At 64.2% G+C, this 12,348-nt stretch carries 4 protein-coding genes; 1 reads left to right on the forward strand and 3 read right to left on the reverse strand.

The features are described from left to right. Positions 1-4,654: RHS repeat domain-containing protein (locus JFB92_RS24420; protein WP_199044505.1), on the reverse strand; the 4,654-nt coding region annotated here is incomplete at its 3' end. Positions 4,655-5,401: 747 nt separating this feature from the next. Here JFB92_RS24420 and JFB92_RS24425 point away from each other — a divergent pair. Continuing rightward, positions 5,402-11,281, forward strand: coding sequence for a LamG-like jellyroll fold domain-containing protein (locus JFB92_RS24425; RefSeq protein WP_199044506.1), 5,880 nt, complete (start codon positions 5,402-5,404; stop codon positions 11,279-11,281). A gap of 345 nt (positions 11,282-11,626) precedes the next feature. Here the strand turns inward: JFB92_RS24425 and JFB92_RS27135 are convergent, their stop codons facing one another. Further along, positions 11,627-11,989: a helix-turn-helix domain-containing protein gene (locus JFB92_RS27135; protein WP_372451692.1), complete on the reverse strand. Its 363-nt coding sequence runs from the start codon at positions 11,987-11,989 to the stop codon at positions 11,627-11,629. Further along, positions 11,986-12,261, reverse strand: a complete 276-nt coding sequence (locus JFB92_RS24435; RefSeq protein ID WP_199044509.1) for a hypothetical protein — start codon at positions 12,259-12,261, stop codon at positions 11,986-11,988. Before JFB92_RS24435 ends, JFB92_RS27135 begins: the two co-directional genes overlap by 4 nt. Positions 12,262-12,348 lie beyond the last annotated feature (87 nt).

Here is a 12,348-nt window from a genome sequence, read left to right on the forward strand (position 1 = left end):
TCCCGTCGGGGTGTTGCACGACTTCCATGCCGGGCAGGTAGAGCGTGGTCGTCCCGTCGGGGTCGGTCCGCATGATGCGGGTGCCGTCGGCGGTGTAGTCGAAGTCAGTGACGTCACCGCCTTCCTCGAGGGTCTCCAGGTGCCCGTCCGGTGACCAGGTGAGGGTCTGGGCCAGACCGTTGGCGTTCGGCCGTGTGGTCGTGTGGCCCGCGGGATCGTAGGCGTAGTTGAGCGTCTGGGTGCCCTCGGGGCCGGAGACGGACGCGGCGGTGACGGTGTGCGGTTGCTCGGCGTCATAGGTGTAGTCGATCGTCTCGGACTCGAGGTGGTCGACCTGGCTGGAGCGGTTGCCGGACTCGTCGAAGGTCCATGACTGCCAATAGGGCGCCGCGCCGCCTACCTGTGCCGGATCGGTCGGCTCGGCCTCGCAGTCCTCGGGGGTGGCACCGGTCCAGGCGTCGGTGATGCGCTTGAGGTAGTCGTAGGTGAAGCACTGCGTGTCGGCGCCGAAGCTGGACTGATTGTCGATCGAGGTGACCAGCCCGGCATCGGTGTAGTCGTAGGTGGCGTTGGAGACCACATGGTCGGGGCCGGTCGAGATCGAGAAGTCCGAGTTGGTCAGCCGGCGGGTGCCGTCGGCATAGGTATAGGACTGCCAAGCGACCGGGGCCTCGGTGGCGTTCGGCCCGTCGGGGTCGAAGACCATCTGCTGCAGTTCGGCGAACTTGGTGTAGGTGCTATCGGAGACATACCACTGACGTGCCGAGTAGGTCGTCTCGGGCAGGCCGAGATCGGAATACGAGGTTCGGACGCGTTCTTCGGGAAGTCCCGCTGCTGCCGGGTAGTACAGGGCCGACATCGAACCGTCGGCGTTGTACTCGTATCGGAAGTCGAACGACCGGTCGAGGTCGGCGCCGACATCACCGTTGATCGTGTAGCGGACGCCGGTGGGTCGGCTGGCTTCGTCGTAGGCGAGGACGCGGGTTTTGAACAGGTTGCGGTCCTCGTCCCAGCTGCGGGTGGTCGCCGGAAGGCCGAGCCCGAAGACGTCGTACTCGTAGGCCTGGATGACTTCGCCCCAGAAGTCATCCTTCATCACATAGATGGGCCGTCCGAGCTCGTCGTACTCGTACCAGATCGACTCGCCGCGCGAGTCGGTGACCGATTCGGTCAGGCCATTGTCGTAATAGGTCGTCTCGGTGCGGCCGGTGTCGGGGTCGTCGACCGCGATCTGGCGACCCATAAGGTCGTATTCGTACGTCCACTCGTTGCCGCCGGTATCGGTCATCGAGGTCAGGCGACCGGCCAGGTCGTACTCGTACTCGATCGCGTCGAAGGCCCCGTCTAGGTCCGAGGTGTGGAGGGTGCGCAGCTCGACCGTGTTGCCCTTGGCGTCGGAGATCGAGGTGGCGGCCCGCCCGTCGGGGTCGATGACCGTGGTCTGCTCGCCGTCGTAGACGGTGGTAGTGCGCCATCGCTCTTGCCCGAACGAATAGAACACTTCGTCGATCACTCGTCCGGAGGTGTCCCGTTCGTAAGCGGTCGTTGACGGGACCTCATTGTCGGCGACGTCGAACAACATCGTCGAGGGGGCTGCCGAGTTGTAGTAGGCCCCGTGTTCCTTGTGGACGAGGCCGCGCGTGTCGTAGAAGGTGTCGGTGAGGACTCGACCGCCGTCGGGTGCGGGGATCTGGGTCTGGATCGGCCGCAGGAGGCCGTCGAACAGCTCGTAAGTGGTGGTGTAGTCCCCGTTGGGGCCGATGCCGTGGGACACGGTCGCCGAGGGCGCGTCGTCGCTGAGGTGGTATTCGAAGGTCGAGGCCGGATCGTATCCTGCGGCGCGGGTTCGGTCCGGTGTCCACCCGGCGGTGAGTCTGCCGAGGGCGTCGTACTCGAATTCGGTGACGTTGCCGTTGGCGTCGATCGACTGCAGCGCTTGACCGCGCAGTGGCTCCAAGACCTGGGTGGTGGCGTGGTCGAGCGGATTGGTCGTGGTGATCTCTGTGATCGGCCCGCCGGTCTCGGGCGTGTATTCGGTGACGGTGACGTTGCCGTCGACATCGGTGGAGGTCAGGCCGCGCCCGTATTGGTCGACGGTGACCGATCCGGTCACCAGGTACTCGGGATCTCCACCGTCGTAGTCCTTGAGTACCTCGGTCTGTGTGACGTCTCCGGTGGTCGGCGCGGTCCCGAACGTGGTCGAGCCGTCGTAGTAGATCCGTTCGTCGGAGATCACGTCGTCGGGATACGTCGGCGTCTGGTCGCAGGCGACCGCCAGGTGCTCGGTGCGCACCGGCAGGCTCACGATCCAGTCACTGGTGTTGCGCGCGTATGTGATCTTGGTGCACTCTTCGTCGCCAGAGACATTCACGTCCCCGGAGGACTCGGTGGCGACGGCCATGCCCCAGGAGTCGTAGGTCGTCTCGGTCGCCACCGTCCGCCAAGTGCCGTCGGCTAGCTGCGAGGTCGCCTCGATCAGGCTGGTGCCGGTGTGCCGGGCGTGGACGGTGCCCCAGTCGCGCACCCGGGTGGCGGTCGGGGACGACCGCCAAGGGGTGTAGGCGGTCTCCGACAGCACCTCGCCGTCAAGATAGGTGGTTTCGGTGCGGGGCCGACCGGCGAACTGGTCGTGGTCGGTGATGCCGTCCACTTCCACCGAGGTGGTCGTCCCATCGGGGAGCTTCTGACCGTCGAGTCCGCGGAAATAGGTCGTCTGCGAGACCAGGGGGTCGTCCGAGCCGTCGCCGGAGATGGTACGGACGGTGCCGTAGCCCCGGTACTGCGACCAGGTCTTGTACTCCGGATCGGTCAATCCGTCGTCGTCAGTGATCCGCCACGCGGGATCGCCGAGGTACTCATAGCTGGTGGTGACCGGCGGAGACATGCCGACCGTGTCGATGTCGGCGACCTTCGTGACCAGGTACTTGTGGTACCAGTCATACTCGGTGACACCGTCATTGTCGTCAGCCGGGGTGGTGACGACCGGCATGCACCGCATGTCGTTGTCCTGCGGCGAGTCCGGCATGATGCCGTTCTTGGCGTCGCATTCGGTGTCCGTGTACTCGACGGTCGTGACCCCGCCGGTGCCGTTGCGTACGGCCGAGATCCGCCACCAGTTCATCGGCGGCTTGGTGTCGATCGACTTTTGAACCCGGTTGGACAACTGCACGCCGTCGAAGGACATCTCCGGCATCGCAACCGGCTCGTCGCCGGCAAGGCCGGTCCGCTGGAGACCCTCCAGCCACAGGCCGGCGCGGGTCGAGTCGCCGGGGTCGGGATAGGAGTGCCGCAGTTCGTACTCGTCGACGCCGTTCCAACTGCCATCGACCTTGACTTCGGTGGTGACCGAGGCCAAGCGTTGATCGGTGAAGAACGTGGGCGTGTACTGGTCCGCACAGTCGGCGGCGGTGCCATCGCAATACTGGTCGAGCGGAGTGTCGGGCCAGTTCTCAGGGTGGTCGTAGTCGCAGGTCGCGTCATCGATGCAGCGGTCGGCGAGGCTGAAGCGGACCCGGTGGGTCGCGCCGGCATACGCGTTGTTCTCGCGCAGACCGTACTCGGCGCGGACCAGGTTGGCGGCTCGGTCGTAGTCGACCGGGTTGTCCTCGTCGAGGTTGAGTAGGTAGTGGTTGGTCTCACCCTCGTAGAAGTAGGCGATGGCGTTGCCGTGGGTGTCGACCACCCAGTCCAGCTCCCAGCGCCACGCCTGGTCGCACCATGAGTCCTCGAAGGCAGTGGCATGGCACGGTTCGCCCGGATGGTTTCCGAACACCGGCACGGTCGAGGTCGAACCGGTCTCGGTGTCGCCGGAGCCGTAGCCCGGGAGGCGGTTGCGGCCGAAGTAGTACTGGATGCCTGCTGAGGTAGTAACCCGCCAGTATTCGCCGTTGTTGTCGCCGTTGGTGGCTCCGGTCAGTTTCTCGACCTTGGAGGAATCGTCGTTCTTGATCTTCCATTCGCCGGTGTCATCGTCTCGGATGAGCTCGCCGCCGGAGCCGTTGAGGGAGAGGGTGGCGTTATCGCTGCGCCAGCAGTTGTCGCCGCCGGTCTCGGCTTCAGTCGGATTGTTGGCGCCGTCCTCGTCATCCAGTTGACATGGTGTGTAGCGGCGTTCAATGAAACCGGGGTGGAACGAGAATCCCTCGCCGATGACTGAAGGCTGGTTGTTGGTCGATTCGTTGCGGCCGTCGACGGCGGACGAGGAATAGGCGAAGGCGATCGAAGGGTCGAGGCCCCCAGCCGATGAGGGCAGCTCGATCGGGTACGACCAGGAGAAGTCACCGGTAGGGTTGCCAGCCGACCAGGTCGCCGCGGGCGAGAGCGTGGTGGCGGCGAAGGTCCCGTTGTCACCTGAGGCCGAGGCGGTCACCGTGAAGGACGCCGAAGCCGTAGTGTTGCCGGCCTGAGGGGAGCCAGAGCCACCGGGCCCGAAGTAGTTGCCGCCCGAGAAGGTCCGGTCGAGGTCGATCCGGGTGGTCAGCGTGCCGGCCATGCCGTTGTTGTCGGAGTCGATCTCGGCCCCGTCGGCGGCGCGGACCATGAGGCGGTCGTCCCAGTCGGCGCCGCCGGCGCCCCGGTAGTCGTCGTAGTCGAACGCGATCTCGACCGAGCCGGGCTCGTCCGAGCCGTCGGTGCGTTCGACAGTCCATTGCAAGCCCTCGTTCGCTGAGGCTTCTAGCAACCTGATTCGGACGCTTTCGGGCACATCAGTCGTGCCGATCGAACTGATCGTGAGACCGAACTGTTCGACCTCTGTGGTGGCACCGGCTTCGATATCGACCTCGACCGAACCGAGCGCAGGGAAAGCGACTGTCTGGTCACCGGAGAGTTCGCTACCGTCTACTTGGTCTTCAGGCAGATCCTCATCGGAAGCGGAGAAGTCGCCGCCCGGCACTGAGTCGACTGATGCGGGCGCGTCTGGTTCGAACGGAGCCTGCCAGTCCCCGACCCACATGAAGAAGCCGACCACCAACAGCATCACGGCACCGAAGATCGAGGCTCGCCGGATCATCGTCGCGCGCGAGGGGCGCCAGGGCAGGTCCGCCACGGGCAGGATATGAAGGTGGGCGTTGGTGGTTCGGCGGGGTTCGGGCTCGGGTGCACGGGGGGTGTCGTCCACAGGGGCTCCAGAGGGTTACATGCAGTTATTTCGATCCGTGACTGTAGCAGAGTCCTTACAGCACAATCAACCCATCTCGCTCCATTGACCCATACACAGCTATGTGGTACGTGACTTCCAGACCCACCACAACTCATCGAGATCTGTCATACTCTCCGGAGTCGAAGGCTCCGCATCGAGCAACGACATGGCCCCTGCATACCAACCGAATAGGGAGCACCCTTGCAATCCATAACCCCAGGTCAGATTGCGTCGCGCCTGGCGGCTACGGCTGCCTGTGCGGTGACTGCCACCCTCCTGACCACACCACCCGCCTTCGCCCAGGACACCATCGAAGAAGGAATTCCGCCCGGTTCGGCCTCTTCGGACATCGCCACCGACGGCGAGATCGCCGACGCCCAGGACGAGGCCGCCGCGACCGGCCAGAACGTCAAGATCGAATCGCTCGGCTCAGCCGACTCCGAAGTCTTCGCCGCACCAGATGGGACGTTCGTCGAACAGGTCGCACTCGAACCGTTCCAGTCCCAACTCCCCGACGGCACATGGGCACCGATCGACAACACCCTGACTGAGAACGCCGACGACCAGCTAGTGCCGGTCCACAGCGACAGCGGACTCGAACTGTCCGGCGGCGGCGACACCGTACTCGCCACATTGACCGACATCCACGGCCGCAGTGTCTCCTACACTTGGCATGAGGCGCTGCCAGAGCCGACCGTCGAGGGCGACACGGCCACGTACCCCGAGGTCATCCCCGATGTCGACTTGAAAATCAGGGCCACCAACGACGGGTTCGCCAAGATCTTCGAGATCAAGACCCCGGAGGCCGCCTCCTCCGTGGAGGTCGCGAGCATCGACCTCGGTGTCGAACTCGATGGATTCTCCGCCGGAATCGGCACTAACGGTGCACTCGAGATCAGCGACTACAGCGGCGAGGTCGTCTACAGCGGCCCCACACCCATGATGTGGGACGCGACTGGTCCTGACGACGGCGCCGGCGATGCCGATTCTGATGGCTGGTCGCCGACGACCTTCGCGCATTTGGCGGAAGTCGCCACCAACTTCGCGGACGGCGTTCTCACCCTCACTCCCGACCAGGCGCTCCTGACCGATCCGGACGCCGTCTACCCCTTGCGCATCGATCCCAAATGGGTGAACGTCAAGCGCAGCCACTGGGCCATGGTCTCGGACTGGCCGTCCTACCGGAACCACAACTACTACGACGGCGGCAGCTTCGAGAAGAGCCCGAGCGGGACCGCGAGGCTTGGCAGAGCTCACAAGGAAGACGGGAGCCGAGAGCAGACCTGGCGCCTGGCATTCGAGTTCCCGACCTCGAAATTCCGCGGCAAGGACATCCTGGACGCCAACCTCAACCTCCAGATGACTTACTCTTGGCTGCCGCACTGCGACGGCGTCACGCCCTCCTACGGCATCTACGAGCTCGACGCGAACCTCAAGACCTGGACGTGGAACAACAACGGCAGCTGGGGCACCAAACTCGCCACGCGCGATGAAGGCGTCGGCCAGGGCTGTGCCGCGCCACGCGACATCGTCACCGATGTCACCGACTATGTCGACGACGTCGCAACCACCAACGATTCAAGCATCCAGTTCGGCCTCCGAGTCGCAAACGAGGACGCCTGCTGCGAGAGCTTCCGCCGCTTCGGGCCCGAGAAAACCGACTCCGGCGCCGGCGGTGTCAGCCTCAGCGTCAAATACAACACCGCCCCGAACAAACCCGGATCATTCACCATCGACGGCCAACGATGCACCGCGAACTCGACCGTCAAACTCGGCGCCGGCGTCTCATGGCCGGTATCAGCCAAGTTCTCCGACGCCGAAGGTGACAACATGACCGGCGTACTGAAGTGGAAAGACCAGGACTCAGACGCCACGGAGACCTGGACCACCTCAGCGGCTCACCGGGAACGCTCAAACTGGACTGTGCATGCCGACGAGTTGAGTGGCAACGTCTACACAGCAACCGCGGCCGGCCGCGACACCGGCGGAGCCACCGGTGCGGCATCCGGCGGCTGTACGGTCATCATCGATTCCACACCACCCGAGCCGCCGACCGTGACCTCGACCGATTACCCCGACGACGACCTCCCGCACGGCTCAGTCGGCAAAACCGGACGATTCAATGTCCAATCGATCAGCGACGACACCGCCGGATACAAATGGAGCCTCCAACAAGCAGGCGACACCGGCGATCCCCTGGTCAGCGAAACCACCGTTCCGGTCGGGACCCCCGGCTCCGGAGCCACCATCACCTTCGACCCACCCACCAGCGGGAAACTGACCCTTTCAGTCTGGGCCTATGACGCGCACGGGAACACCTCGGACCGGACCGACTACTTCTTCCGAGTCGACACCGAATCCGACCCAGTCGCGCACTGGAAACTCGACGAAGGCGAAGGCACCACCGCCGCCGACCAGGACTACGACTACGAAGGCGACCTCGACAGGCCCCTGACCCTCGACGGCCCGGCCTGGGGCGGCGGCAGCGCCGCCGACGCCGCGAACGACCACCTCAACTACCTGACCTTCGACGGCGTCGACGACGAGGCCACCACCAGCGAAACGGTGTTGGACACCAGCGTCTCCTACACCGTTTCGGCCTCGATCCGACTGCACGAGACCGACGTCGACTACACCATCGCTTCACAGGACGGCCAGGTCAATTCCGGTTTCATGCTCAAATACGACGGCGAGGACCAAGCATTCCTGTTCACTGTCTGCAACCTTGACACCAACGAGCCCGGTGCGGGTCTGCACTGTCCCTCGACCGGGACGGCCGCGCTCAATCCCGAAGCAGGAGTCTGGTACACCGTCACCGCCGTCTATGAATACTCGAACAGCCGGATCAGCCTCTATGTCGATGGCCAACTCCAGGTCAATACCACCATCGACGACTCATTCGACGCCGACGGACCGTTCGTGATCGGACGAGACCTCTACGGTGGGACCGAGGGCACGCACTTCGCCGGTGACATCGACGAGGTCAAGGTCTGGGACCGCAAGCTCGCCCCCGGAGAGGTGGCCCGATTCGGGCAGCGCGCCGAGGGGATCTGGGACTTCAACTCCATCGACTTCTCGTTCGACGACCAGTCGGGCAGACAGCACACGCTCTCCGGGACCGATGTCGAACTCGTCGAAGGCGTCGAAGGCCAGGCTCTCGGCCTGAACGGCTCTACTTCCACGGCGGTCACTTCTACGGCAGTTCTCGATACCGCAGGTGACTTCACAATCGGCAGTTGGGTCAAACTCGACCGCACCGACAGCGCGGCCAATATCATCAGCCAAGACGGGGACTATGTCAGCCCGTTCTACTTCGGTTACCTCCCGGCAACCGACCGATGGACGTTCCGGGCGCCAAGCCAGGACGCGAGCGGATACTCGTGGACGACGATCACCGCCGACGCCGACGTGAAAGTCGGAAGATGGACCCACTTGGCGGTGGCCTACGAGGCCGCCACCGGAAAGGTGACGCTGTACGTCGACGGCAAGCCTTTCGACAACAGCGAGACCACCTTCGACCTGTGGTCCTCTGACGGGCCACTACGCATCGGCTCAGTGTGGCACGCAGACGGCGTCACCGACCATTGGCCAGGCGCGATCGACAACGTGAACGTCAACACCGGAGTAGCCGACAACCAGCAGGTCGAAACGCTCGCCGACATCACAGTCCGAGAGACTCACAGCGACCTGATCACCGGGGAATTCACCGGTGACGGCATTGTGGACGCCCTCGCAATCGTCAACAACGCGAACAACGACTCCGACGTCTACCTGCTCACCGGCGACGGCAATGGCGAGTTCACCCGATCCGAGAGGCCGGTCTTCCAAACGGACCTGATCAACGCGAGCGGCGAGCGGCAATGGCGCCTCGACGACGCAATCTGGAGAGTCGGCGACATCAACGGCGACGGTCGCGACGACCTGGTACTCGCCGTGCCTGGCGACGGCGAATTCGAGGTCTGGGCCCTGCGCACCTGCGGCAGGTTCGACCACCGGTGCGGCCTTGACGGCGAGATCTTCGCCACCGAGCGGCTCGAAACGTTGGAGCTGTCCGCAGACGAGGGTTGGGAGTTGTCCGATACCCAAATTCAGCTCGAGGACCTGACTGGAGACGAAAAGGACGATCTCGTCCTCATGCGCGGCGACGGGACCGACGCCTACTCGATCTGGGTCAGCGAGCTCACCACCGACGATCCCTATCGGTTCCAGACCCCCACCCAGATCGCCGACGGAACCGGCGACTCCAGGCAGATCGAACTCGCCGTCGCCGACTTCGACAACGACTGGTGGGGCGACGTGGCCGAGATCCGCACTGGCCCAGACGGTAGCGCTGACATCTACGTCCGCTACGGCTCGGCCGACGGACTCGCCGAGCCGGTACTCGCGGTCGATACCCCAAACAACTGGCAGACCAACCGTGACCACGTCACCATCGCCGACGTCACCGGCGACGGCCTCCCCGACCTAATCGCCGCCTACCAGTTCGGCACCCGCATCCGACTCCAGGTATCCGAAGCGCTTCCGGACCAAGCAGGGTTCAGCTCTCCCAAGGCATGGGCCCACTCGGGCCGATGTACCGGCTGCCAGTCCGACCTGAACCCGTGGCCGCACACCCGACTGGCCACCGGCGACATCGACGGCGACGGCGACGCCGACCTGCTGACCCTCAGCGCCGGCATCAACGGCGACATCGGCGCGCTCTGGACCCGAGAATCGACCGGAGCCCGCTTCGCCGACCCCACACCGACCTGGGCCGACCCCGAAACCTGCTTCGGCGTCGACGGCGATGTCAACGGCGACGGCTACGCCGACGCGGTGCTGCCGTACTCGAACTACGCCGTCGAGGGCATCGCCGGCGCCGGAGCGATCTGGTTCGTCGACGGCGCCACCGGACAGGTCAGCCTCGTCCACCAGAACACTTCTGGTGTAAACGGCGCCGCAGAGGAGGGCGACCAGTTCGGATTCGCCGTCGACACCTATGACGAGAACGGCGACGGATGCGCCGAGATCGTCGTCGGCATCCCCGGCGAAAACTCCGGCCAGGGATACGTGCAGATCATTCCGGGCAAGCGAGAAGGCGGAACCTCGGGTGACTATCTGATGAGCCAGAACACTCCGGGCATTCCAGGCGCGAACGAGGCCGGTGACCAGTTCGGCTACTCGCTAGCGGCCACCAACCTCACCGACGGCACACCGGTACTGGCCGTCGGCGTACCAGGCGAAGATGTCCAGATCGACACCACCGGCGCCTACCGAGACGGCGACAGCCGCGGTGTCGAAACCCAAGACGGCGGCGCACTCATCTACATCCAAGGCGACAGCAAATCCTGGGTCGACCAGGACACGCCCGGCGTCGGAGGCGGCGTCGAAGAGGGCGACCAATTCGGCTGGTCGGTCGCGGCCTCGCCGAACGGCCTGATCGTCGGCGCACCATTCGAAGACACCGTCAGCAACACCGAAAGCGACGCTGGCGGCGCACTGGTGTTCAACCACAACACCTCCCCCGAGGGCTGGCCGACGTATCTGACCTGGCTCGACCAGAACGACACTTACATGAACGGCGCTCCTGAAGCCGGCGACCGCCTCGGCTACAACGTCGCCGCCATCGACTACTGGGATCCCGAGAACGGAGCATGGACAGTCGAGACCCTGTTCGCCATCTCCACACCATGGGAGGACATCAACGATCCCGACACCTACAACGAAGGCGTCGTAACTGTAGTCAAGCAGGACAACGACGGCGACTACAGCAACGCAGGACACTACTACCAAGGCCATACGCTGGGAGAGGACCCCACCGGAGGTGACCACCTCGGCATCACCGTGCACTTCGCCAATCTCGACCCAACCAGCCATGCCACCAATGACACGCTGAAACTCATGATCGGCGTTCCCGACGAAAACTACGCCACCGGCGACGACGACGGCCTAGTCCACATCACCGGATCGGCCGAACCCGCCGCGGACATCGACACCACCGTCACCTACTCCGACCCGAGCACCAACGGCAAGTTCGGCACCGGGCTCGGATTCACCCAGAATCAGGTGTACATCACCGCACCAGGAACCGGTGGCCTCTATACCCTCAACTGGGCCGACTGCCAGGAAGGAACAACCCAAACCGCCAGCAAAGCAACCTGACACAACGTCAACAAGACAACTACCTGGGCCGCCACTCGACTCTGGCGTGGCGGCCCAAATCCCGATTAGAGTCGATAGATGTCCATCCCCGAGTAACCGGGCTCGGGATACTCTGCGACAATCTCCAGCCGCTACGCGGCCGCAAAGCGACGACAAGCCGCCTGCTGGGCCACGATCGAATCGCCGTACTCCTCCGCATCGGTACCGATCCTGGCCTCTCGGGCAGTGGAAACACGATAATAGACGACCGCGCGACGCAGCCCACGCCCACTCACGGCAAGGATCCTTCCAGGTCAGACCCGACGACGGTCCCGGACTCCGAAAAACAAACTCCGAACGCCTGCCCTACCGCCGATCCGCCAAGAGCCGGTATACGCTCCGAAGACTGATGCCGAACTGCGTCGCCAACTGCCGCTTCGGAACGCCAGCGCGGACGGCTTCGAGCAGGTGCTCGTATTCCTCGGGGGTGAGGCGGTCGCGGATTGCTCGGGGTCGACCGTTGCGGCAGTCGCGTGCGAGTTGGGACAATTGAGGTACTGGTTCGTGCCAGTCTCGGGCGTCGATCGCCGTCAAAAGCCGCCGCAGGCGTGCCAATATCCCTTTGACCTGGGGTTCTGAGTTGTAATAGGAGACTGAAAGGTCCACCACCGGCCCCTCACGAGGCCCATGTGACCGTTTGTGATCGCCTGTGACCGGCAAGCCGGTCACAGGCGATCGTGTTTCGCGGCTCTTGTTGCCATCAGCTCAATGCTGGTGGCGGGTTCGATTGCCTTGATGTCCACCGTCAACTGCCCGGCCAGGCCGGCGCACATGATCCCCTCGGTGTCACCCGCGACGCACAGCACGCCCGACATGACCATGGCCGCGACCATCATCGGGATCAGCGGCAGTGGCATCCGCAGTGCCGGGTCAGCCTCGTCGATGATCGCAGCGTCAGAGCCGAACAGGACCGATGCGACCCGGATTACTTTACCGTTCACCTATTCATTTACACTCATCAATACGAACGTCTATCCTGATTGGGATTCCCGATCGCCCGCGGACTGCTCGATCCGATTCGGGCCCTG

It is taken from the genome of Glycomyces salinus, assembly GCF_016428645.1.
GTDB classification, from domain to species: domain Bacteria; phylum Actinomycetota; class Actinomycetes; order Mycobacteriales; family Micromonosporaceae; genus Glycomyces; species Glycomyces salinus.